This window comes from Pseudomonas sp. AM14(2022) (genome assembly GCF_036346455.1).
Classification (GTDB): domain Bacteria; phylum Pseudomonadota; class Gammaproteobacteria; order Pseudomonadales; family Pseudomonadaceae; genus Aquipseudomonas; species Aquipseudomonas putida_A.
In genome coordinates, this window is the sequence record NZ_JAOTNY010000013.1 from 20,787 (window position 1) to 44,690 (window position 23,904).

Sequence of the window (23,904 nt, forward strand, 5' to 3'; positions counted from 1 at the left end):
AATCTCCGTTCTGTAAGGGTTTTCCTTTGATCCGCGCCTTGACGGTGTGGTGGGCGCATTCCTATAGTGTGCGCAAGTGGCGGAAAGTGGCATGAAGTGGGTTTTTTGAGCTCAAAACGATAAAAATTGGAGAAACGCTGACGTGTTTCGCGGAGCTAACGCTATCAGTCTCGATGCAAAGGGCCGTCTCGCCATGCCGAGCCGGTACCGTGACGAGCTCGTTTCGCGTAGTTCCGGCCAATTGATCGTGACCATTGATGCCGTTGATCCGTGCCTGTGTGTCTACCCGCTCGACGAGTGGGAAATCATTGAAACCAAGTTGCGCGCACTCCCTTCGCTTCGCGAAGAGAACCGTCGCCTGCAGCGTTTATTGATTGGTAATGCCGTCGACCTCGAACTCGACGGCAGTGGTCGTTTTCTGGTTCCACCGCGTCTGCGCGAATACGCCAAGCTTGATAAGAAAGCGATGCTGGTGGGCCAACTGAACAAGTTCCAATTGTGGGACGAGGATGCATGGAACGCGGTGTCTGCCGCTGACCTTGCTGCTATTCAACAACCGGGCGCCATGCCTGATGAACTGCGTGATTTGATCCTGTGACTATTGATAGCGGCTTTAACCACATCACCGTACTGCTTGACGAAGCCGTCGAGGCTCTCGCCGTACGTCCTGATGGCTGCTATCTGGACGGTACGTTCGGGCGCGGCGGGCACAGTCGGCTGATCCTCAGCCAGCTCGGGACGGACGGTCGACTCATCGGGTTCGACAAAGATCCACAAGCGATTGCCACCGGGCAAACGCTAGCGGCCGAAGACGGCCGCTTTGTCGTTGTGCAGCGCAGCTTTGCCGAGCTGGGTTCGGTAGTTGCCGAGCGAGGTCTGAGCGGCAAGGTCAGCGGTATCCTGCTCGATCTCGGCGTGTCTTCGCCGCAGCTGGATGACGCCGAGCGCGGCTTCAGTTTCCTTAACGACGGCCCGCTGGACATGCGCATGGATCCGTCCCGTGGCATCAGCGCCGCCGAGTTCGTCAACACCGCGCCGGTGGAAGAAATCGCCCGGGTGTTCAAGGAATACGGCGAAGAACGTTTCTCCGGGCGCATGGCCCGTGCCGTGGCCGAGCGCCGCGACATCAAGCCGTTCGAGCGCACCGCTGATCTGGCCGAAGTCTTGAAAGTCGCCAACCCGGCGTGGGAGAAGGGCAAGAACCCGGCGACCCGTGCATTCCAGGGTTTGCGCATTCACGTCAACAACGAACTGGGCGATCTGGAAGCCGGCCTCGAAGCAGCACTGGATGCTCTGGAGATCGGTGGCCGTCTGGTGGTCATCAGCTTCCACTCGCTGGAAGACCGCATCGTCAAACTGTTCATGCGCAAGCTGGTGAAAGGCGAAGCTGACAACCTGCCACGCAACCTGCCCGTGCGCCACGTGGCGTTCGAACCGAAAATCAAAATCCACGGCAAAGCGCAGACGGCCTCCGACGCCGAACTCAAAGCCAACCCACGTTCCCGTAGCGCTGTCATGCGTGTCGCGGAGAAGTTGCGGTGAGCAAGCTTTTCGCCAAGCCCCTGCCGGGCGGCAGCTTTATCATGCTGCTGCTGTTTATCGGCGTGCTCGTGTCGGCCATCGGCGTGTCTTACAGCGCGCACTGGAACCGGCAGTTGCTCAACAATCTTTATAACGAACTCAGCGTGCGCGACAAGGCGCAGGCCGAGTGGGGGCGCCTGATTCTCGAGCAAAGCACCTGGACTGCGCACAGCCGCATCGAAGTGCTGGCCACCGAACAACTGAAAATGCACATCCCTGGCGCGGCTGACGTGAAGATGGTGGCGCCATGATGAAACTCGAAGGGGCACTCTTCCCGTGGCGCTTCCGCTTGATGGTGGCACTGCTCGGCGTGATGGTTGCGGCGATCTGCTGGCGCATCATCGACCTGCAAGTGGTTGACCGTGACTTCCTCAAAGGTCAGGGCGATGCGCGCAGCCTGCGTCATATTCCTATTCCTGCTCACCGTGGTCTGATCACCGACCGCAATGGCGAACCTCTGGCCGTGAGTACCCCGGTAACTACGCTGTGGGCCAACGCCAAGGAAATGCAGACGGCCAAAGAGAAGTGGCCGGCGCTGGCCGCTGCGCTGGGGCAGGATCCGAAAGCCCTGGCCGAACGTCTCGAAGCTCAGGCCAACAAAGAATTCATTTATCTGGTGCGCGGGCTGACCCCCGAGCAGGGCCAGGCTGTTCTCGATCTGAAAGTGCCGGGCGTTTACGGCATCGAAGAATTCCGCCGCTTCTATCCGGCCGGTGAAGTTACCGCGCACATGGTCGGCTTTACCGACATTGACGATCACGGGCGTGAAGGCGTCGAGCTGGCCTACGACGAGTGGCTGGCCGGTGTCCCGGGCAAGCGGCAGGTCATCAAGGATCGGCGCGGTCGGCTGATCAAGGATGTCCAGGTCACCAAGAACGCCAAGGCCGGCAAGCCCTTGGCGTTGTCGATTGACCTGCGTCTGCAATACCTGGCCAACCGCGAGCTGCGGAACGCGATTATCGAGAACGGCGCCAAGGCGGGTAGCCTGGTGATCATGGACGTGAAGACCGGCGAGATTCTCGCCATGGTCAACCAGCCGACCTACAACCCGAACAACCGTCGCAACCTGCAGCCGGCGATGATGCGTAACCGCGCGATGATCGACGTGTTCGAACCGGGTTCGACCATGAAAGCGATCTCGATGAGTGCCGCGATCGAAACCGGCCGCTGGAAACCGAGCGACACCGTCGAGGTGTACCCGGGCTCCCTGCAGATCGGCAAGTACACCATCAAGGACGTGTCGAAGACCGAAGGTCCGGTACTCGATTTGACCGGCATCCTGATCAACTCCAGTAACGTCGGCATGAGTAAGGTCGCGTTCGATATTGGTGGTGAAACCATTTTCCGCCTCGCGCAGAAAGTCGGCCTCGGCCAGGACACCGGCCTCGGCTTCCCGGGCGAGCGCGTCGGCAACCTGCCGAATTACCGTGAATGGCGCAAGGCTGAAACCGCGACGCTGTCTTACGGCTACGGTATTTCCGTGACCGCGATCCAGTTGGTGCACGCGTTCTCGGCGCTAGCCAACAACGGTCGTCTCGCACCGCTGACCCTGATCAAAACCGACAAGCCGCCGCAGACCACCCAGGTACTGCCGGAAGCGGTCGCGAAAACCATGCAAGGCATGCTGCAGCAAGTGATTGAAGCACCGCGCGGCGTGTTCCGTGCGCAGGTGCCGGCGTATCACGTGGCCGGCAAGTCGGGTACTGCACGTAAAACGTCGGTGGGCACCAAGGGCTACGCCGAAAACTCGTACCGTTCGCTGTTTGCCGGTTTCGGCCCGATGAGCGATCCGCGTTACGCCATCGTGGTGGTGATCGATGAACCGTCCAAGGCCGGTTACTTCGGTGGTCTGGTGTCGGCGCCGGTGTTCAGCCGTGTGATGTCCGGCACCCTGCGTCTGATGAACGTGACCCCGGACAACCTGCCGACCACCCAACAGGCCAACGCTACCCCGGTCGTTCCGCTGAAAGCCAATGGAGGGCGCGGCTGATGTCTCTGAGTCTGAACAAGATATTCCCCCACGCCGGCCACGATCTGTTGATCCGTGAATTGGCGCTGGACAGCCGCAACGTACGCGCGGGTGACCTGTTCCTCGCCGTGCCGGGCGGCAAGTTCGATGGCCGTGCGCACATCGCCGATGCCTTGCAGCGCGGCGCGGCGGCGGTTGCCTATGAAGTGGAAGGCGCCACCGTGCTGCCGATCACCGAAGTGCCGTTGATTCCGGTCAAAGGCCTGGCGGCGCAGCTGTCCGACATCGCCGGGCGCTTTTATGGCGAACCGAGCCATCACCTGAACCTGGTCGGGGTCACTGGCACCAACGGCAAGACCAGCGTGACCCAACTGGTCGCGCAGGCACTGGATCTGCTCGGTCAGCACTGCGGCATCGTCGGTACGCTGGGCTCCGGCTTCTATGGCGCGCTGGAAAGTGGTCTGCACACCACGCCGAATCCGATTGCCGTGCAAGCAACTCTTGGCGACCTGAAAAAGGCCGGGGCCAAAGCCGTGGCCATGGAAGTCTCGTCACACGGTCTGGACCAGGGCCGCGTTACCGCATTGGCGTTCGACGTCGCGGTGATGACCAACCTGTCCCGCGATCACCTGGATTATCACGGCACCATGGAGGCGTATGCCGAGGCCAAGGCCAAGCTGTTCGCCTGGAATGACCTGAAGTGCCGCGTGGTCAACCTCGACGACGATTTCGGTCGGCAACTGGCCGCCGAAAAACGCGATTCGCGCCTGATCACTTACAGCCTGCTCGACAGCAGCGCCTACCTGTTCTGCCGTGAAGCGCAGTTCGATGACCACGGCGTACGCGCCACGCTGGTCACGCCGCAGGGCGAACATCATCTGCGCAGCACGCTGCTCGGTCGTTTCAACCTGAGCAACGTACTGGCGGCAGTCGGCGCCTTGCTCGGTCTGGATTACGCGCTCGACGAAATTCTCAAGGTGCTGCCGAAACTCGAAGGCCCGGCCGGACGCATGCAGCGTCTGGGTGGCGGCACTCAGCCGCTGGTGGTGGTCGATTACGCCCACACCCCGGATGCGCTGGAAAAAGTTCTGACTGCATTGCGCCCACACGTCAAAGGCCAGTTGCTGTGCCTGTTCGGCTGTGGCGGTGATCGTGATCGCGGCAAGCGTCCGCTGATGGCCGAAGTGGTCGAGCGTCTGGCTGATCGTGTACTGGTCACCGATGACAACCCGCGTACGGAAGACCCGGCGCAGATTTTCGACGACATCCGCGCCGGTTTCAGCGCTGTGGATAAAGTTACTTTCGTCGCCGGCCGTGGTCAGGCGATCACCCAGCTGATCGCCGGTGCTTCGGCGGATGACGTGATCGTGCTGGCCGGTAAAGGTCACGAGGACTATCAGGAAATCAACGGCGAGCGGCACGCTTTCTCCGATCTGGTCGAGGCCGATCATGCCCTCACCGCGTGGGAGGTGGCCCATGCTTAAGGCCCTGACATTGAGCGAACTGACCAACGTGCTCGACGCCCGTCTGATCAGCAGCGATGCCAGTTTCGATGGCGTCAGCATCGACAGCCGTGCGATCACCGCTGGCCAACTGTTTATTGCCCTGACTGGCCCGCGCTTCGATGGTCACGACTATCTGAATGACGTCGCCGGCAAAGGCGCGGTGGCGGCACTGGTCGAGCGCGAAGTCGTCGACAGCACCTTGCCGCAACTGCTGGTCAAGGACACCCGCCAGGCCCTCGGCCAATTGGGTGCGCTGAACCGTGCCGCATTCACCCAGCCAGTCGCGGCCATCACTGGCTCCAGCGGCAAGACCACGGTCAAGGAAATGCTCGCGAGCATCCTGCGTACCCGCGGTCCGGTGCTGGCGACGCGCGGCAATCTGAACAATGATCTCGGCGCACCGCTGACCCTGCTCGAACTGGCCCCGGAACACACCGCCGCCGTAATCGAACTGGGCGCTTCGCGTCTGGGCGAAATCGCCTACACCGTCGGGCTGACCAAGCCACACGTGGCGATCCTCAACAACGCCGGTACCGCTCACGTTGGCGAGTTCGGCGGGCCGGAAAAAATCGTCGAAGCCAAAGGCGAGATCATCGACGGGCTGGCAGCGGATGGCGTCGCCGTGCTCAACCTCGATGACAAGGCCTTTGGCATCTGGAAGCTCCGCGCCGGCGCACGCAAGGTGCTGACCTTCTCCCTGAACAATCCTCAGGCAGATTTCTACGCCAGCGACCTGAGCACTGATGCCCGGGGCTGCCCCGCCTTCAACCTGCATACACCTGAAGGTGTGGAGCACGTTCAACTGAACCTGCTCGGCACCCATAACGTGGCCAACGCCATGGCTGCCGCCGCTGCCGCTCACGCCTTGGGCGTGTCGCTGTTCGGCATTGCCACCGGGCTTGGCGCGGTACAACCGGTCAAGGGTCGCACCGTCGCGCAACTGGCGAAGAACGGTATGCGCGTGATCGATGACACTTACAACGCAAACCCCACCTCCATGTGCGCTGCCGTTGATATACTCGCCGGCTTTTCCGGCCGCACCGTCCTGGTGCTCGGAGATATCGGCGAGTTGGGCGACTGGGCGGAGCAGGGGCACCGCGACGTGGGCGAATATGCCCGGGGCAAGGTTTCCGCGCTTTACGCGGTCGGGCCGAACATGGTCCACGCCGTGAACGCATTCGGCAAAGAGGCGCATCACTTCGGCACGCAAGCCGAACTGATCCAGGCCCTCGACGCCGAGCAGGACACAAACACCACCATTTTGATCAAGGGTTCGCGCAGTGCAGCGATGGAAAACATCGTTGCGGCTCTGTGCGGGTCCAGTCTGGAGAAACATTAATGCTGCTGCTGCTAGCGGAGTATCTGCAACAGTTCTACAAAGGCTTCGCGGTCTTCCAGTACCTGACCCTGCGCGGGATCCTCGGTGTGCTGACCGCGCTGGTTTTGTCGCTGTGCTATGGCCCGTGGATGATCCGCACCCTGCAGAACCGTCAGATCGGCCAGTCCGTTCGTAATGACGGCCCGCAATCGCACCTGTCCAAGTCGGGTACGCCAACCATGGGTGGCGCACTGATTTTGTCTTCCATCGGTGTCAGCACCCTGCTATGGGCTGACCTGAGCAACCGCTACGTGTGGGTCGTTCTGCTGGTGACGCTGCTGTTCGGTGCCATCGGCTGGGTCGACGACTACCGCAAAGTGATCGAGAAGAACTCCCGTGGCTTGCCAAGCCGCTGGAAGTATTTCTGGCAGTCGGTGTTCGGTCTGGGCGCGGCGATCTTCCTTTATATGACCGCCACCACGCCGGTGGAAACCACGCTGATCCTGCCGATGCTCAAGGACTACAGCATTCCGCTGGGCGCCGGGTTCATCGTGCTGACCTACTTCGTGATCGTCGGCTCAAGCAACGCGGTCAACCTGACTGACGGTCTCGACGGTCTGGCGATCATGCCAACCGTGATGGTCGGCGGCGGTCTGGGGATCTTCTGCTACCTGTCGGGTAACGTGAAATTCGCTGAATACCTGCTGATCCCTTACGTGCCGGGTGCGGGCGAACTGATCGTGTTCTGCGGCGCACTGATCGGTGCCGGCCTCGGATTCCTCTGGTTCAACACTTACCCGGCGCAAGTGTTCATGGGCGATGTCGGTGCTCTGGCACTGGGCGCGGCACTGGGCACCATCGCAGTGATCGTCCGTCAGGAAATCGTCCTGTTCATCATGGGCGGCGTGTTCGTGATGGAAACCCTGTCGGTGGTTATCCAGGTTGCCTCTTTCAAGCTGACCGGTCGCCGTGTGTTCCGCATGGCACCGATTCACCACCACTTTGAACTCAAGGGCTGGCCCGAGCCACGCGTGATCGTCCGTTTCTGGATCATCACCGTGATTCTCGTGTTGATCGGCCTTGCCACCCTGAAGCTGAGGTAGAACGAGTGTCTCTGATCGCTTCTGACCACTTCCGCATCGTTGTCGGCCTCGGCAAGAGCGGCATGTCCCTGGTTCGCTTCCTGGCGAACCGGGGCGTGTCGTTTGCCGTCGCCGATACGCGGGACAATCCACCGGAACTGGCCACGCTCAAGCGTGACTATCCGCACGTGGAAGTGCGTTGTGGCGAGCTGGACGTCGAATTCCTTTGCCGTGCCGACGAGCTCTACGTGAGCCCTGGCCTGGCGCTGGCGACCCCGGCCCTGCAAGCCGCTGCCGCCCGTGGCGTGAAAATGGCCGGCGATATCGAGCTGTTCGCGCGTAACGCGCGGGCGCCGATCGTGGCCATCACCGGTTCCAACGCGAAAAGCACCGTCACCACTCTGGTCGGCGAGATGGCGGCTGCGGCCGGCAAACGCGTCGCGGTCGGCGGCAACCTCGGTACGCCAGCGCTGGAATTGCTCAGCGATGACGTCGAGCTGTACGTGATGGAGCTGTCGAGCTTCCAGCTGGAAACCACCGACCAGCTCAACGCTGAAGTGGCCACCGTGCTCAACATCAGCGAAGACCACATGGACCGCTACAGCGGCCTGCCGGCGTATCACCTGGCCAAGCACCGGATCTTCCGTGGTGCGAAGCAGTTCGTGGTCAACCGTCAGGATGCACTCAGCCGTCCGCTGATCGGCGAAGGCCAGCCTTGCTGGACCTTCGGCCTGAACAAACCGGATTTCAAGGCCTTCGGCCTGCGCGAAGAAGACGGCGAGAAATACCTGGCCTTCGAATTCCAGAACCTGATGCCGGTGCGCGAACTGAAAGTGCGCGGCGCGCATAACCAGGCCAACGCCCTCGCGGCGCTGGCGCTCGGCCATGCGGTCGGCTTGCCGTTCGACGCCATGCTTGATGCCCTGCGTAACTTCACCGGCCTCGAACACCGCTGCCAGTGGCTGCGTGATCTCGACGGCGTCGGTTACTACAACGATTCCAAGGCCACCAACGTCGGCGCCGCTCTGGCTGCCATCGAAGGCCTGGGTGCGGACATCGACGGCAAGGTCGTGCTGATCGCCGGTGGCGACGGCAAAGGCGCCGAGTTCAACGACCTGCGCGATCCGGTGGCGGCCAACTGCCGCGCCGTGATCCTGATGGGCCGCGACTCCGACAAGATCGGCGAGGCTATCGGCGATGCCGTGCCGCTGATTCGCGCGACCTCGCTGGTCGACGCCGTCGCGCAATGCCGCGCGGTCGCCCAGCCGGGTGACGTGGTGCTGCTGTCGCCCGCCTGCGCAAGTTTCGACATGTTCAAGAATTACGAAGACCGTGGTCACCAGTTCGTCCGCGCCGTGGAGGATCTGGCATGAGCCTGCGCAATATCATCAAGCCGTACCCGTCGCCGATCATCACCGGCCGTGGCATCGACCTCGACTTCCCGATGCTCGCCGGTTGCCTGGCGCTGCTGGGCCTGGGCCTGATCATGATCGCCTCGGCCTCCACCGAAGTGGCGGCGGCGCAGTCGGGCAGCGCGCTGTATTACATGATTCGCCACCTGATCTACGTGGCGCTAGGCCTCGGCGCGTGCATCATCACCATGATGATTCCGATTGCCACCTGGCAGCGTCTGGGCTGGATGATGCTGATCGGCGCATTCGGTCTGCTGGTAATGGTGATCGTCCCGGGGATCGGCCGTGAAGTGAACGGGTCGATGCGCTGGATCGGTTTCAGCTTCTTCAACGTGCAGCCGTCCGAGATTGCCAAGGTGTTTGTGGTGATCTATCTCGCCGGTTATCTGGTGCGTCGGCAGAAAGAAGTGCGCGAGAGCTGGATGGGCTTCTTCAAGCCGTTCATCGTGCTGCTGCCGATGGCGGGTCTGTTGCTGATGGAGCCGGACTTCGGTGCCACCGTGGTAATGATGGGGGCTGCGGCGGCGATGCTGTTCCTCGGCGGAGTCGGGCTGTTCCGCTTCTCGCTGATGGTGGTGCTGGCAGTCGGGGCCGTGGTCTTGCTGATTCAGATGCAGCCCTACCGGATGGCGCGTCTGACTAACTTCGCCGACCCGTGGGCCGACCAGTTCGGCGCCGGTTATCAGTTGTCGCAGGCGTTGATTGCCTTCGGTCGCGGTGAATGGCTGGGCGTCGGCCTGGGCAACAGCGTGCAGAAACAGTTCTACCTGCCTGAAGCGCACACCGACTTCGTGTTCTCCGTACTTGCCGAAGAACTGGGCGCCGTCGGTTCGCTGTGCACTGTCGCGCTGTTCGTCTTCGTCTGTATTCGCGGCATGTACATCGGTCTGTGGGCCGAAAAAGCCAAGCAGTTCTTCGCCGCTTATGTGGCTTACGGTCTGTCGTTCCTGTGGATCGGTCAGTTCCTGATCAACATCGGGGTGAACGTCGGTCTGCTGCCGACCAAGGGCCTGACCCTGCCGTTCCTCAGTTATGGCGGCAGTTCCCTGGTGATCTGCTGCGCCTGCCTCGGCTTGTTGCTGAGGATCGAGTGGGAGAGTCGGACCCACTTGGGCAGTGAAGAGATGGAGTTCCATGAGAGCGACTTCGCCGAGGAGCCGAACCATGGGCGCTAACGTATTGATCATGGCCGGCGGCACCGGCGGCCATGTGTTCCCGGCGCTGTCCTGTGCCCGCGAATTCCAGGCGCGCGGCTACACCGTGCACTGGCTCGGCACGCCACGCGGAATCGAAAACGAACTGGTGCCGGCTGCAGGTCTGGAACTGCACCGCATCAATGCCACCGGGTTGCGTGGCAAGGGCAAGCTGTCGCTGCTCAAGGCACCGTTCATGTTGCTCAAGTCGGTGTGGCAGGCGCGGGCGGTGATTCGCAAGTTGCGTCCAGTCTGCGTGGTCGGCTTCGGTGGTTATGTGACCGGGCCTGGCGGGATTGCCGCGAAACTGGCCGGTGTGCCGGTGATCGTTCACGAGCAGAACGCCGTGGCCGGCACCGCCAATCGGTTGCTGGTGCCGTTCGCCGCCCGGGTGTGTGAAGCGTTCCCCGACACCTTTACTCTGTCGGACACCCGCCGTACCACCGGAAACCCGGTGCGCAGCGAGCTGTTCCTCGAAACATCGCGACCGGCTCTGGCCGGGCGCAAAGCGCGTTTGCTGATCCTCGGCGGAAGCCTGGGCGCAGAACCGTTGAACAAGTTGCTGCCTGAAGCCTTGGCGCAAGTCCCTGCCGATTTGCGTCCGGAAGTGTTTCATCAGGCCGGCAAAAACCACGATGAAGTGACTGCAGAGCGCTACCGCGCCGCCGGCGTGGATGCGCAGGTGCAGCCGTTCATCAAAGACATGGCCCAGGCCTATGGCTGGGCTGACCTGGTGGTGTGCCGCGCTGGCGCGCTGACCATCAGTGAGCTGGCTGCCGTTGGTCTGCCCTCGATGCTGGTGCCTTTGCCCCACGCGATCGACGATCACCAGACCCGCAACGCCGATTATTTGGCCCGTGAAGGCGCTGCCTTCGTGATGCCGCAAAGAACGACTGGTGCCGCGGACCTTGCCGCGCGCCTGACAGAGGTCTTGATGCAACCGCAACGACTCGAAGAAATGGCCCAAGCGGCCCGCCGTCTGGCCAAACCCGATGCCACCCGTAGCGTGGTCGATACCTGCCTGGAGGTGGCCCATGGTTGAAAATCAGAAAGCCATGCCACAACCGGAAATGCGCCGCATCCGTCGCATCCACTTCGTCGGTATCGGCGGCGTGGGCATGTGCGGCATCGCTGAAGTGTTGCTGAACCTGGGCTATGAAGTGTCCGGTTCCGACCTGAAGGCTTCGCCGGTGACCGAGCGTCTGGAATCGTTCGGTGCGCACATCTATATCGGCCACCGTGCCGAGAACGCTGCGACCGCCGATGTGCTGGTGGTTTCCAGCGCTGTGAACACCTCCAACCCGGAAGTGGCGACCGCCCTTGAGCGTCGAATCCCGGTGGTACCGCGTGCCGAGATGCTCGCCGAGCTGATGCGCTATCGCCACGGCATCGCCGTCGCCGGTACTCACGGCAAAACCACCACCACCAGCCTGATCGCTTCGGTGTTCGCCGCTGGTGGTTTGGACCCGACCTTCGTCATCGGTGGCCGTCTGAATGCCGCGGGCACCAATGCCCAACTCGGCACCAGCCGCTACCTGATCGCCGAAGCCGACGAAAGCGACGCCAGTTTCCTGCACCTGCAACCGCTGGTAGCGGTGGTGACCAACATCGACGCCGACCACATGGCGACCTACGACGGTGACTTCAACAAACTGAAGAAAACCTTCGTCGAGTTCCTGCACAACCTGCCGTTCTACGGTTTGGCGGTGATGTGCCTGGACGATCCGGTGGTGCGTGAAATCCTGCCGCTGGTCAAGCGTCCGACCGTGACCTACGGCTTCAGCGAAGACGCCGACGTGCGTGCCATCAATGTGCGTCAGCAGGGCATGCAGACCTTCTTCACCGTGCTGCGCCCGGATCGCGAGCCGCTGGACGTGTCCGTGAACATGCCGGGCAACCACAACGTGCTCAACTCGCTGGCGACCATCTGCATCGCCACCGACGAAGGCGTCAGTGACGAAGCCATCGTTCAGGGCCTGTCCGGGTTCCAGGGCGTTGGCCGACGCTTCCAGGTCTACGGCGAATTGCCGGTGGACGGCGGTAACGTGATGCTGGTCGACGACTACGGTCACCACCCGACCGAAGTCGCCGCCGTGATCAAAGCCGTGCGCGGTGGCTGGCCGGAGCGCCGTCTGGTGATGGTCTACCAGCCGCACCGTTACAGCCGCACCCGCGACCTGTACGACGATTTCGTCAATGTACTGGCCGATGCCAACGTGCTGCTGCTGATGGAAGTCTATCCGGCCGGCGAAGAGCCGATCCCGGGCGCGGACAGCCGCAAGCTGTGCAACAGCATCCGTCAGCGCGGTCAGCTCGACCCGATCTACATCGAGCGCGGTGTCGACCTCGCGCCGCTGGTCAAGCCGCTGCTGCGTGCCGGCGACATCCTGCTGTGCCAGGGCGCCGGGGATATCGGCGGTCTCGCGCCGAAGCTGTTGAAAAGTGAATTGTTCGCCGGCGCCGTGGCTGCGTCGGTCGAGGGGAAGTTGAAATGACTGCTGCCTACGCCAACCTGTTCTCCACCATCGCGCCGAAAGATTTCGGCCGTGTCGCCGTGCTGTTCGGTGGCATGAGTGCCGAGCGTGAGGTTTCGCTGAAATCCGGTAACGCTGTGCTCGACGCGCTGCAAAGCGCGGGCGTGGACGCGTTCGGGATCGACGTCGGCGAGGATTTTCTGCAGCGTCTGCTGAATGAAAAGATCGACCGCGCGTTCATCATTCTCCACGGTCGTGGCGGTGAAGACGGCTCGATGCAGGGCCTGCTCGAATGCGCCGGTATTCCTTACACCGGCAGCGGCATCCTCGCTTCGGCACTGGCGATGGACAAACTGCGCACCAAGCAGGTCTGGCACAGCCTGGGGATTCCGACGCCGCGTCACGCCGTGCTGTGCAGCGAAGCCGATTGTATTTCCGCGGCGACGGAACTGGGCTTCCCTTTGATCGTCAAACCGGCGCATGAAGGTTCAAGTATCGGGATGGCCAAAGTGAGTTCTGCGTCCGAGTTGATCGACGCATGGAAAGCGGCCAGTACCTACGATTCGCAAGTCTTGGTTGAACAATGGATTCAAGGTCCGGAGTTCACCATCGCCACCCTGCGTGACCAGGTGTTGCCTCCTATCGCCCTGGGTACACCGCACACGTTCTACGACTACGACGCCAAGTACATCGCCAACGATACCCAGTACCGCATTCCGTGCGGGCTGGATGCCGCCAAGGAGCAGGAACTCATGGATCTCACGGCCAAGGCCTGTGAGGCGCTGGGTATTGCCGGTTGGGGCAGGGCGGACGTGATGCAGGACGCCGACGGACAGTTCTGGTTCCTGGAAGTGAACACCGCACCGGGCATGACCGATCACAGTCTGGTGCCGATGGCGGCCCGTGCTGCCGGTCTGGACTTCCAGCAACTGGTTCTGGCCATTCTGGCCGCCAGTGTTGAAGGCTCCGGTAACACAGAGGCGCGAGGTTAAGACCATGCAAGGCGCTCATCTCAGACATCAGCCACCCGCACCCGGCCGCAAGCCGGTGCCGCGGGGTGCCAGCCGAATGGTGGCCAAAGAGCCGATGTCCGCGCGCCTGCCGAAAGCCAATTTCGGCTTTCTGAAAAGCCTGTTCTGGCCGGTGCTGCTGGTGGCGCTCGGTTTCGGTACCTACGAAGGCGCGCAGCGTTTGCTGCCGTATGCCGACCGGCCAATCACCAAGATCGCCGTGCAGGGCGACCTGAGCTACATCAGTCAGCAAGCGGTGCAGCAGCGAATCGCCCCGTACGTGGCGTCGAGCTTCTTCACCATTGATCTGGCCAGTATGCGTACCGAGCTCGAGCAGATGCCCTGGATCGCCCACGCCGAAGTACGCCGGGTGTGGCCGGATCAGGTGGTGATCCGCCTCGAAGAGCAACTGCCGGTGGCCCGTTGGGGCGACGAGTCGCTGCTCAACAACCAGGGTCAGGCCTTCACGCCAAAGGAGTTGGCGAACTACGAACACCTGCCACAGCTGTTCGGCCCACAACGGGCCCAGCAGCAAGTGATGCAGCAGTATCAGGTGCTGAGCCAGATGCTCCGGCCGCTGGGCTTCTCGATCGCGCGCCTGGAACTGCGTGAACGTGGCAGCTGGTTCCTGACCACCGGTGCCGGCAGCTCCGGCCCCGGCATCGAGTTGCTGCTGGGACGCGGCAACCTGGTGGAAAAGATGCGCCGCTTCATTGCCATCTATGACAAGACGCTTAAAGACCAGATTACGAACATTGCGCGCATCGATCTGCGCTACGCCAACGGCCTCGCTGTTGGCTGGCGGGAACCAGTAGCGCCGACGACAGCCCAACCCGCTGTCGCAAAGAATTAAGAAGAGGCAGGACCCATGGCAAACGTGCAAAGCGGCAAAATGATCGTCGGTCTGGATATCGGCACCTCCAAGGTGGTGGCGCTGGTAGGCGAGGTCGCGGACGACGGCACGCTGGAAATCGTCGGTATCGGTACTCACCCGTCCCGCGGCCTGAAGAAGGGCGTGGTGGTGAACATCGAGTCCACCGTGCAATCGATCCAGCGCGCGATCGAAGAAGCCCAACTGATGGCGGGCTGCCGCATTCACTCGGCGTTCGTCGGCGTGGCCGGCAATCACATCCGCAGCCTGAACTCCCACGGCATCGTGGCGATTCGTGATCGCGAAGTGAGCTCGGCTGACCTGGAGCGCGTACTCGACGCCGCCCAGGCCGTGGCGATCCCGGCTGACCAGCGCGTGCTGCACACCCTGCCGCAGGATTACGTGATCGATAACCAGGAAGGCGTCCGCGAGCCTCTGGGCATGTCCGGCGTCCGTCTGGAAGCCAAGGTTCACGTGGTCACCTGCGCCGTCAATGCTGCCCAGAACATTGAAAAATGCGTGCGTCGCTGCGGTCTGGAAATCGACGACATCATTCTCGAGCAACTGGCCTCGGCCTACTCGGTACTGACCGACGACGAAAAAGAACTGGGCGTGTGCCTGGTCGACATCGGCGGCGGCACCACCGACATCGCGATCTTCACCGAAGGCGCGATCCGCCACACCGCGGTGATCCCGATTGCCGGTGATCAGGTGACCAACGACATCGCCATGGCGTTGCGCACCCCGACCCAGTACGCCGAAGAGATCAAGATCCGCTACGCCTGCGCCCTGGCCAAACTGGCCGGTGCCGGCGAAACCATCAAGGTGCCGAGCGTTGGCGACCGTCCACCGCGCGAACTGTCGCGTCAGGCCCTGGCCGAAGTGGTCGAGCCGCGTTACGACGAACTGTTCACCCTGATCCAGGCCGAGCTGCGTCGCAGCGGCTACGAAGACCTGATCCCGGCGGGCATCGTCCTGACCGGCGGTACGTCGAAGATGGAAGGTGCCACCGAACTGGCCGAAGAAATCTTCCACATGCCGGTGCGCCTGGGCGTGCCGCATGGCGTGAAGGGCCTGGATGACGTGGTGCGCAATCCGATTTATTCCACTGGCGTGGGCTTGTTGATGTACGGCCTGCAGAAGCAGTCCGACGGGATCTCGTTCTCGGGCATCGGCAGCCGCGACAGCTACAGCAACGATGAGCCACAGGCGCCGTTGCTGGACCGATTGAAGAAGTGGGTTCAAGGCAACTTCTAAAGCTTTACCGCAACACCGTTACAAAAATGCAGTAGGCGAAAAAACTAGAGAATGTAAGGAGAGGGAAAATGTTCGAACTCGTAGACAACATCCCCGCAAGCCCGGTAATCAAAGTTATCGGTGTTGGCGGTGGCGGCGGCAACGCTGTCAACCACATGGTCAAGAGCAACATCGAAGGCGTCGAATTCATCTGCGCCAACACTGATGCTCAAGCGCTGAAAAACATCGGCGCGCGTACCATCCTGCAACTGGGCACCGGCGTGACCAAAGGTCTGGGCGCTGGCGCCAACCCTGAAGTAGGTCGTCAGGCCGCTCTCGAAGACCGTGAGCGCATTGCCGAAGTCCTGCAGGGCACCAACATGGTGTTCATCACCACTGGCATGGGCGGCGGTACCGGTACCGGTGCTGCGCCGATCATCGCCGAAGTGGCCAAGGAAATGGGCATCCTGACTGTTGCGGTCGTGACCCGTCCGTTCCCGTTCGAAGGCCGCAAGCGTATGCAGATCGCCGACGAAGGCATCCGCATGCTCTCCGAAAGCGTCGACTCGTTGATCACCATCCCTAACGAGAAGCTGCTGACCATCCTCGGTAAAGACGCAAGCCTCTTGTCGGCTTTCGCCAAGGCTGACGACGTACTGGCCGGTGCCGTTCGCGGTATCTCCGACATCATCAAACGTCCGGGCATGATCAACGTCGACTTCGCCGACGTGCGTACCGTGATGAGCGAAATGGGCATGGCGATGATGGGCACTGGCTGCGCCAGCGGTCCGAACCGTGCACGTGAAGCGACCGAAGCGGCCATCCGCAACCCGCTGCTGGAAGACGTGAACCTGCAAGGCGCACGCGGCATCCTGGTGAACATCACCGCCGGTCCTGACCTGTCCCTGGGTGAGTACTCCGACGTGGGTAGCATCATCGAAGCCTTCGCTTCGGAGCACGCGATGGTCAAGGTCGGTACCGTTATCGATCCGGACATGCGCGACGAACTGCACGTCACCGTGGTTGCGACCGGTCTGGGCGCGAAAATCGAGAAGCCTGTGAAGGTCATCGACAATACCGTTCACACCTCCATGGCTGCCGCTCAGGTTCAACAACCGGCTCCTGCGCGTCAGGAAGCTCCGGCGGTGAACTACCGTGACCTGGACCGTCCGACCGTCATGCGCAACCAGGCTCAGGCCGGTGCTGCGACTGCCGCGAAGATGAACCCGCAGGACGATCTGGATTACCTGGACATCCCGGCATTCCTGCGTCGTCAGGCCGATTGATGGAATGTATCAGGGCTATGACGGTGATTGGTGTTCAGCAAAGGCTCGGTCTGCTATTATCGCCAGCCTTTGTTGATACCAGTTCGCAATTTGCGCTGAAGCGGCCCAAGCCATGATTAAACAACGCACACTGAAAAATATTATCCGTGCCACAGGTGTAGGCCTGCATTCCGGGGAGAAGGTCTACCTGACCCTCAAGCCTGCGCCTGTCGACACTGGCATTGTGTTTTGTCGCGCTGACCTCGACCCTGTGGTGCAGATCCCTGCCCGCGCGGAAAACGTCGGTGAAACCACTATGTCGACGACGCTGATCAACGGCGACGTCAAAGTGGACACGGTAGAGCACTTGCTCTCGGCCATGGCTGGCCTGGGCATCGATAACGCCTACGTCGAGCTCTCCGCGTCCGAAGTCCCGATCATGGATGGCAGCGCTGGACCGTTCGTATTCCTGATTCAATCGGCTGGCCTGGAAGAGCAGGACGCCGCCAAGAAATTCATCCGCATCCTGCGTGAAGTGACAGTGGAAGACGGCGACAAGCGCGCCACTTTCGTCCCTTTCGAAGGGTTCAAGGTGAGCTTCGAGATCGATTTCGATCACCCGGTTTTCCGGGACCGCACCCAAAGTGCAAGCGTGGATTTTTCCAGCACTTCGTTCGTAAAAGAAGTCAGCCGCGCCCGTACTTTCGGTTTCATGAGTGACATCGAGTACCTGCGCAAGCACAACCTCGCACTCGGCGGCAGCGTTGAAAACGCGATCGTGGTTGATTCCGATGGTGTACTGAACGAAGACGGCCTTCGCTACGAAGACGAATTCGTGAAGCACAAGATCCTCGATGCGATTGGCGACCTGTACCTGCTGGGTAACAGCCTGATTGGTGAGTTCAAAGGCTTCAAGTCCGGTCATGCACTGAACAACCAGCTGCTGCGCAAGTTGATTGAGCAGACAGATGCGTGGGAAGTCGTGACGTTCGAAGACGCCAGCACTGCACCGATCTCTTACATGCGCCCGGTTGCGGCAGTGTAAGTAAAAAACCTCTCTAGTTTTTTGAAGGCCATCCTCGGATGGCCTTTTTTTATGCCTTGAATTTGATGTTGCCTGTTCAGGCCTCTTCGCGAGCAAGCCCGCTCCCACATTTTGGAATGCATTCCCCTGTGGGAGCGGGCTTGCTCGCGAAGAGGCCAGTTCAATCGCCGCAAAAATCAGCCAGCCACTACTATCCGGTTACGCCCACCTTCCTTGGCCTGATACAGCGCCTTGTCCGCTGCAAACAACAACTGCTCCAGCGTCATCTCGCTCGCCGCCGGCCACGTCGCGATGCCAATACTCACCGTCATCGGCCGTTCGGCCCCGTCGACCCTCGGCATCTGCTCGACCGCCTGGCGGATATGTTCGGCAATCTGTCGCGCGCCGCTGCTGTCGGTTTCAGCGAGGATCACCGAGAACTCTTCGCCACCGTAACGGGCGACCAGATCACCCGGTCGTCGCACGTTCGCGGTGATTACCCTGGCCAGTTCGCGCAGCGCCTGATCACCCGCCTGATGCCCATGCCGGTCGTTGAACGCCTTGAAGTGATCGGCGTCGATCATCATCACCGACAGCGGCTTGCCCGAACGCTGGGCGCGGAACCATTCGTGGCGCAGCGCCTGATCGAGCATCCGCCGGTTGGCCACGCCGGTCAGCGCATCGGTGGCGGCCAGTTGCGCCAGTTCACGTTCGGCGCGCTGGCGCAAACGCAGTTCGCGGGCAAGTAGCCAGGTCAGCCACAGCAGCCCGGCACACAGCACGCCGGTGGCGCCGCTGATCAACAGCGCGGTGCGGCGCCAAGTGCCGAACACCTCATCACTGGACAGCGCGACCATAACGGTCAACGGCAGATTGCCGACCCGCGAGTAGGTGTAGAGCCGTTGCTGATGATCCATGCTCGAAGTGCTGGTGAAACTGCCACTGCCGTCCTTGTCGCCTAGAATCCGCACCACGTTGGGCCGGTTGCCGAAACTCTTGCCGATGGAGTCGCTTTGCAGATAAGGCTTCTGCGCCAGCAGCACGCCGTCGCTGTTGATGATGTTCAGCGTGCTGTCCTTGCCGATGTCGAGGCTGTTGAACAGTTGATCGAAGTAGTCGAGTTTCATCGACGCCACCGCCACGCCGGCGAATTCTCCAGTGTCCGAAGAAATCCGCCGACTGAAGCTGATGCGCCACTGATTGGCTTCGTCGCAATCGCAGCGGGTCTTGAATGGGCGGCTGATGAACATGCCAGTGTCACGGTTGAAGGCATGGGCGAGAAAGTAATCGCGGTCGGCGAAGTTGCCCGGTTTGGGTTCGATGCGTGATGAGTCGGCGACCACATCGCCGTGCTTGTCGAGCAGCAGGATGTCGCCCTTGAAGCGTGCGGTGGTCGAGCGGTCGAACAGTGCCAGATGGCGGATCTGCGGGGTGACGTCGCGCAAGTCGTCGCGCTGGGCGGCGGCGATCAGGCCTTGCAAGGTCAGGTCGTACAGCTCGACCGTGCGCAGGACGTCGGCGTCGATCAACTGGGCGATGGTGGTGGCACTGCGGGTGGCCGACTCCTGAGCGTTGGCGTGCTCACGAATCAGCAGAAAAGTGACGATGCACAGAATCGCGATCACGGTCAGCGAACTGCCGCAGATCAGCAGCAATTCGGGGCGTCCGGTCTTGCCCGCCAGAGGTGGGGTACGGCTCGCGATCATGATGGGGGCTGTCGGTTGGGAGGATCTTATTAGCGTAGTTGCATCAAGTCAGTGACGGTATTCCATTGTGGGAGCGGGCTTGCTCGCGAATACGCCGTGTCATTCAACATTGATGTCGACTGATGCAGCGCATTCGCGAGCAAGCCCGCTCCCACAGGGTACATCTCTAAATTCAAGACCGTGGTGCAGGGGGGATCTTAGAAGACGTTGATCGGGTAGTCGACAATCACCCGGTATTCATCGGTATCCGTATCAATCGCGCCGTAACCGTTGCCACCCCGGTTGGTCGCCCATTGCAGGCGTACCGCGAGGTCTTTCGCCTGACCGCTCTGCACCACGTATTTCAGATCGAGGTCGCGTTCCCAGTGCTTGGCGTTGCGACCGTCAGCGCTGTACCACGAGGCATAGCCTTTGCTGCCCGGATCGACCTTGGTCAAGTCCACGGTGCCGCGCGAATAGGAAACCGCCGAAGTCAGGCCCGGCACACCGAGACCGGCGAAGTCGTAGGCGTACTTGAGCTTCCACGAGCGTTCGTTCGGGCCGTTGAAGTCCGAGTACTGTTGCGAGTTGTCGAGGTAAACGCTGTCGCCCTGGCTGATGTAGTCGAACGGCGTGTTGCCGTTCACGCGCTGGTACGCAGCGGTGACGCTGTGGTTGCCGATGCCAACGGTGAAATGCAGGCTGTAGGTGTTGTTGTCGATGTTACCCAGCAGCGCGTCGCCGGTGTCCTGCGTGTGATAGAAGTGCAGGCCCGGGTTGAGGCTGACCAGATCGTTCAACTGCCAGGTGTAATCCAGGTCGTAGTAGTACTGGTTCCAGATGTCCTTCAGCTCGGCGGCGTACAGGTTGCTGGTCAGGCCTTCGACGCCGCTCCAGGACACGCCGGCCCAGTTCAGGTGACGGCTTTCGTCGCCCTCGGCGAGTTTGCCGTAGGACGTGCCGATGCGCTGGCGACCGCTCTGATTGTACGGCTTGGTAAAACTGGCCTGGCCACCTTCGAACATCCAGCCGTCGAAGCTGTGGTTGGTCAGGCTCACGCCACGAAAGGTCTGCGGCAGCATGCGCGAATCACCGCCGGCAATCACCGGGTTGGTGAGGAACAGGTCACCGGCCTTCAGCTCGGTATCGAACGCGCGCATCTTCAACGTGCCGCCCGCAGTCGAGAACGAGCCCGGCGCTTTGCCGTTGCCATCGCTGATCGGCAGGATGCTCGAACCATCGGTACCGCCACCGCCGTCGAGCTTCAGCCCGAGCATGGCGTGGGCGTCGATGCCGAAGCCGACCGTGCCTTCGGTGTAACCCGACTGGAAGATCCCGAGAAAACCTTGGCCCCACTCGATGTTGTCGTCCGTCTGCTGCAGACGGTTGCGATTCATGTAGTAGTTGCGGGCGTTGAGGTTGAGGCTCGAGCCTTCGATGAAGCCTTGTTTGGCGGCTTCGTCGGCATGAGCGGCGGGGGCAATCGTTGCGGCAATTGCAATGAACAGCGGGGTGAAGCGGACTGGGTAACGCACTTGCGATGGAGCTCCTTGGGTCAACTGACACTTCAATGTCTTGAGGTGCGGGATGTTTCTTGTTTTTTACAGACGAACCAAACGGCTTTCAGACCACAACGAAAAAAGGCCGCTGAAAGGCAGCGGCCTGGAAGGACGACGGTTGAACGGGAAGAGCCAAACAACCGCGTCGAGGGAAATGTTTCGCGGTGCGCGACTCAGCTGTCTTTCTCGGCCGCTTGAGCCTGGGAAGTGGCGGCTTGAGGGGCTTGCGAGGCGTCCTGCGACTTGGCCATCACTTCTGCCTGATACTGTTCGAAGGCGTGAGCGCGAGCGGCATTCTGCGCTACGAACGCTTGCGATTCTTCAGCCATCGCCATCGGCGACAGGATCAATGAGGACAAAACGAAAGCGCTGGCAATACCCATACTGTTGGACATCTTGAAAACCTTCTTGCTTGGCAAGTGCTGTTTGGTGCGGGCAAAGATAAGGTTGCCGGGCGCCGAGAAACAGCGTGATTTTCATAAATGACTGTTACAGCACAAGCAAAGATCAACCGCGGGTGAACGCCATTCCTTGTGGCGAGGGAGCTTGCTCCCGCTGGGCTGCGAAGCGGCCCTAAACCCGGCAATCACGTTCATTCAGACAAACTGCGTGTGCAGGATTTACGACTGCTGCGCAGCCGAGCGGGAGCAAGCTCCCTCGCCACAGGGATTTTGCTTTTCAGTTAAACAGGGAGGTGGATGCCGAAGGTATTCATCCCCCGATCACTGCGCACAAACACATCGCCACCGTGCATCAGCGCAATCGCCTTGACGATCGCCAACCCCAATCCATGGTTGTTGCCGCTGTTGCTGCGCGAGGCATCGACCCGGTAGAAGCGCTCGAACAAGCGCGGCAAGTGCTCGCTGGCAATCGGCGATCCGGGGTTGGCCACGCCGATGCTGACCTGATGGTCTTCAACTTCGATGCGCACCTCGATCACCTGGCCCGGCTCGGTGTGCTGCACGGCGTTGCTCAGCAGATTGATCAGTGCCCGACGCAGATGCGCGATCTCGATCCGCACCTGCGCATCGCCACTCACGCGCACCTGCACTTGCGCGTCTTCGAGGATGAAATCCAGGTACTCGAGCGTGGTCGCGACTTCATCGGCCAAAGAAGTCTCGGTCAGTTTGGTGGCCTTGCTGCCCTGGTCGGCGCTGGCCAGAAACAGCATGTCGTTGATGATCGAACGCAGGCGTTCCAGCTCTTCGAGGTTCGATTGCAGCACTTCGAAATAGTGTTCGGCGGAGCGCCCGCGGGTCAGCGCGACCTGGGTCTGGCCGATCAGGTTGGTCAGTGGCGAGCGCAGTTCATGGGCGACGTCGGCGTTGAACGATTCCAGGCGCGAATAGGCCTGTTCGACCCGCTCCAGGGTTGAGTTGAACGAGTCGACAAACTGCTCCAGCTCCGGTGGCAACGGTGACATGCGCAGGCGTCCGGCCCGTAGTGGCGGCGCCAGGCGCTGGGCTTCGTGGGACAGTTTGATCAACGGCTTGAGGCCGATCCGCGCCACCCAGTAACCCAGCGCCGAGGCCAGCAGCACGCCGACAATGGCCAGGCTGACCAAGGCGATCAGCAGGTTGTGCTGAGTCTCGTGGAAAGTCTCGGTATCGATGCCGATCATGAAGCGCAGCGGCGGGCGCTGGTCCTTGGCGGGTAACTCGGTCAGCAGCACTTTCAGCGGATAAGGATGCTCGGGCAACTGCAGGTCATGCATGCCGGTTGGGCCTTTGGCGAAGGCGCGGATTTGCGCGTCCGGCGCGCCGTACTCGTAACCGGGATCACCGCTGACCACCCAGAAACGAATGCGCTTGTCTTCCTCGCCGAGCAGCTTGAGCTTGGCGTTGATCTTCACCCAATGCTCAGGCGTACCATAACGATTGAGCGCCGACTCCAATACGCTGTAACGCGCATCCAGCTCGGCTTCCGGCAGCAGACCCAGGCCTTTGTCGACCTGCTGATACAGCGCGCCGCCAATCAACAGAAACACCAGCAGCGCCACCAGCGTAAACATCCCGCTCAAACGCAGGGCAATCGAATTACTGGACACCACGGCTCTCCAGCACATAACCCATGCCACGAATCGTGTGCAGCAGTTTTTCGTCGAACGGCCCGTCGAGCTTGGCGCGCAGACGCTTGATCGCGACTTCGACGACATTCGCGTCGCTGTCGAAATTGATGTCCCAGACCATCTCGGCAATCGCGGTTTTCGAGAGGATTTCACCTTGCCGGCGCGCCAGAACACTGAGCAGCGAGAACTCTTTCGCCGTCAGATCCAGGCGGGTGCCGGCGCGGGTAGCCTTGCGGCTGATCAGATCGATCCACAGGTCGGCGATGCTCACTTGCACTGGTTCATGGCCACCGCTACGCCGGGTCAGCGCTTGCAGGCGGGCTACCAGTTCAAGGAAGGAAAACGGCTTGCCGAGGTAATCGTCGGCGCCGTCACGCAGGCCCTTGATCCGGTCTTCGACGCGCTCGCGGGCGGTGAGCATGATCACCGGGGTCTGCTTGCGTGCACGCAATGCGCGCAAAACGCCGAAACCATCCAGGCCCGGCAGCATTACGTCGAGGACGATCACCGCATAGTCGCTCTCCAGCGCCAGGTGCAGGCCTTCGACGCCGTCGCGGGCCAGGTCCACGGTGTAACCCTGTTCCGTCAGACCGCGGTGCAGATAATCCGCGGTTTTTTCCTCGTCTTCGATAATCAGAACGCGCATGACCCT

At 61.3% G+C, this 23,904-nt stretch carries 21 protein-coding genes; 16 read left to right on the plus strand and 5 right to left on the minus strand.

Annotation, left to right across the window (positions count from 1 at the left end):
- Window positions 1-142 precede the first annotated feature (142 nt).
- From mraZ to lpxC, 16 genes are all read left to right on the plus strand, one after another.
- Window positions 143-598 (plus strand): division/cell wall cluster transcriptional repressor MraZ, encoded by a 456-nt coding sequence (gene mraZ, locus V3W27_RS22395; RefSeq protein WP_003228026.1) that lies wholly within the window; start codon window positions 143-145, stop codon window positions 596-598.
- A complete protein-coding gene (rsmH, locus tag V3W27_RS22400; protein WP_027612185.1) occupies window positions 595-1,542 on the plus strand; it encodes a 16S rRNA (cytosine(1402)-N(4))-methyltransferase RsmH in 948 nt (315 codons plus the stop codon). Before mraZ ends, rsmH begins: the two co-directional genes overlap by 4 nt.
- The gene (gene ftsL, locus V3W27_RS22405; protein ID WP_007961627.1) at window positions 1,539-1,832 is read left to right on the plus strand and encodes a cell division protein FtsL; all 294 of its coding nucleotides are present in this window, start codon (window positions 1,539-1,541) and stop codon (window positions 1,830-1,832) included. Before rsmH ends, ftsL begins: the two co-directional genes overlap by 4 nt.
- A complete protein-coding gene (locus V3W27_RS22410) occupies window positions 1,832-3,571 on the plus strand; it encodes a peptidoglycan D,D-transpeptidase FtsI family protein (RefSeq protein WP_171061849.1) in 1,740 nt (579 codons plus the stop codon). The genes ftsL and V3W27_RS22410 overlap by 1 nt, the downstream gene beginning before the upstream one ends.
- Window positions 3,571-5,034, plus strand: a complete 1,464-nt coding sequence (locus tag V3W27_RS22415; protein WP_330207584.1) for a UDP-N-acetylmuramoyl-L-alanyl-D-glutamate--2,6-diaminopimelate ligase — start codon at window positions 3,571-3,573, stop codon at window positions 5,032-5,034. The genes V3W27_RS22410 and V3W27_RS22415 overlap by 1 nt, the downstream gene beginning before the upstream one ends.
- Window positions 5,027-6,394, plus strand: coding sequence for a UDP-N-acetylmuramoyl-tripeptide--D-alanyl-D-alanine ligase (locus V3W27_RS22420; protein ID WP_135296532.1), 1,368 nt, complete (start codon window positions 5,027-5,029; stop codon window positions 6,392-6,394). The genes V3W27_RS22415 and V3W27_RS22420 overlap by 8 nt, the downstream gene beginning before the upstream one ends.
- Window positions 6,394-7,476 (plus strand): phospho-N-acetylmuramoyl-pentapeptide-transferase, encoded by a 1,083-nt coding sequence (gene mraY / locus V3W27_RS22425; protein WP_025109289.1) that lies wholly within the window; start codon window positions 6,394-6,396, stop codon window positions 7,474-7,476. Before V3W27_RS22420 ends, mraY begins: the two co-directional genes overlap by 1 nt.
- A 5-nt stretch (window positions 7,477-7,481) precedes the next feature.
- A complete protein-coding gene (gene murD, locus V3W27_RS22430; RefSeq protein WP_007961632.1) occupies window positions 7,482-8,828 on the plus strand; it encodes a UDP-N-acetylmuramoyl-L-alanine--D-glutamate ligase in 1,347 nt (448 codons plus the stop codon).
- Complete coding sequence (gene ftsW, locus V3W27_RS22435) at window positions 8,825-10,042, plus strand: putative lipid II flippase FtsW (protein ID WP_003228018.1); 1,218 nt, start codon at window positions 8,825-8,827, stop codon at window positions 10,040-10,042. The genes murD and ftsW overlap by 4 nt, the downstream gene beginning before the upstream one ends.
- The gene (gene murG / locus V3W27_RS22440) at window positions 10,032-11,102 is read left to right on the plus strand and encodes an undecaprenyldiphospho-muramoylpentapeptide beta-N-acetylglucosaminyltransferase (RefSeq protein WP_027612180.1); all 1,071 of its coding nucleotides are present in this window, start codon (window positions 10,032-10,034) and stop codon (window positions 11,100-11,102) included. Before ftsW ends, murG begins: the two co-directional genes overlap by 11 nt.
- Complete coding sequence (gene murC / locus V3W27_RS22445) at window positions 11,095-12,555, plus strand: UDP-N-acetylmuramate--L-alanine ligase (protein WP_007961634.1); 1,461 nt, start codon at window positions 11,095-11,097, stop codon at window positions 12,553-12,555. Before murG ends, murC begins: the two co-directional genes overlap by 8 nt.
- Complete coding sequence (locus tag V3W27_RS22450; protein ID WP_027612179.1) at window positions 12,552-13,526, plus strand: D-alanine--D-alanine ligase; 975 nt, start codon at window positions 12,552-12,554, stop codon at window positions 13,524-13,526. Before murC ends, V3W27_RS22450 begins: the two co-directional genes overlap by 4 nt.
- Window positions 13,527-13,530: 4 nt before the next feature.
- Window positions 13,531-14,397, plus strand: coding sequence for a cell division protein FtsQ/DivIB (locus V3W27_RS22455; RefSeq protein WP_007961636.1), 867 nt, complete (start codon window positions 13,531-13,533; stop codon window positions 14,395-14,397).
- Window positions 14,398-14,412: 15 nt separating this feature from the next.
- Window positions 14,413-15,672, plus strand: coding sequence for a cell division protein FtsA (gene ftsA / locus V3W27_RS22460; protein WP_003228014.1), 1,260 nt, complete (start codon window positions 14,413-14,415; stop codon window positions 15,670-15,672).
- A gap of 68 nt (window positions 15,673-15,740) precedes the next feature.
- Complete coding sequence (gene ftsZ / locus V3W27_RS22465) at window positions 15,741-16,937, plus strand: cell division protein FtsZ (protein ID WP_007961637.1); 1,197 nt, start codon at window positions 15,741-15,743, stop codon at window positions 16,935-16,937.
- Window positions 16,938-17,049: 112 nt separating this feature from the next.
- Window positions 17,050-17,961 carry a UDP-3-O-acyl-N-acetylglucosamine deacetylase gene (gene lpxC / locus V3W27_RS22470; RefSeq protein WP_007961638.1) on the plus strand — a complete coding sequence of 304 codons (912 nt, stop codon included), beginning with the start codon at window positions 17,050-17,052 and terminating at the stop codon, window positions 17,959-17,961.
- A gap of 176 nt (window positions 17,962-18,137) precedes the next feature.
- Here lpxC and V3W27_RS22475 read toward each other — a convergent pair whose 3' ends face one another.
- The 5 genes from V3W27_RS22475 to V3W27_RS22495 all read right to left on the minus strand — a co-directional run bounded on the left by V3W27_RS22475 (window position 18,138) and on the right by V3W27_RS22495 (window position 23,898).
- On the minus strand, window positions 18,138-19,646 hold the full coding sequence (locus V3W27_RS22475; RefSeq protein WP_330207585.1) for a sensor domain-containing diguanylate cyclase: 1,509 nt from the start codon (window positions 19,644-19,646) through the stop codon (window positions 18,138-18,140).
- 197 nt (window positions 19,647-19,843) lie between these two features.
- On the minus strand, window positions 19,844-21,160 hold the full coding sequence (locus tag V3W27_RS22480) for an OprD family porin (RefSeq protein WP_150368491.1): 1,317 nt from the start codon (window positions 21,158-21,160) through the stop codon (window positions 19,844-19,846).
- A 197-nt stretch (window positions 21,161-21,357) separates the two neighbouring features.
- On the minus strand, window positions 21,358-21,579 hold the full coding sequence (locus V3W27_RS22485) for a hypothetical protein (protein WP_096795481.1): 222 nt from the start codon (window positions 21,577-21,579) through the stop codon (window positions 21,358-21,360).
- Between the two features lie 287 nt (window positions 21,580-21,866).
- On the minus strand, window positions 21,867-23,231 hold the full coding sequence (locus V3W27_RS22490; RefSeq protein WP_330207586.1) for a heavy metal sensor histidine kinase: 1,365 nt from the start codon (window positions 23,229-23,231) through the stop codon (window positions 21,867-21,869).
- On the minus strand, window positions 23,221-23,898 hold the full coding sequence (locus V3W27_RS22495) for a heavy metal response regulator transcription factor (RefSeq protein WP_007916978.1): 678 nt from the start codon (window positions 23,896-23,898) through the stop codon (window positions 23,221-23,223). Before V3W27_RS22495 ends, V3W27_RS22490 begins: the two co-directional genes overlap by 11 nt.
- Window positions 23,899-23,904: the final 6 nt, after the last annotated feature.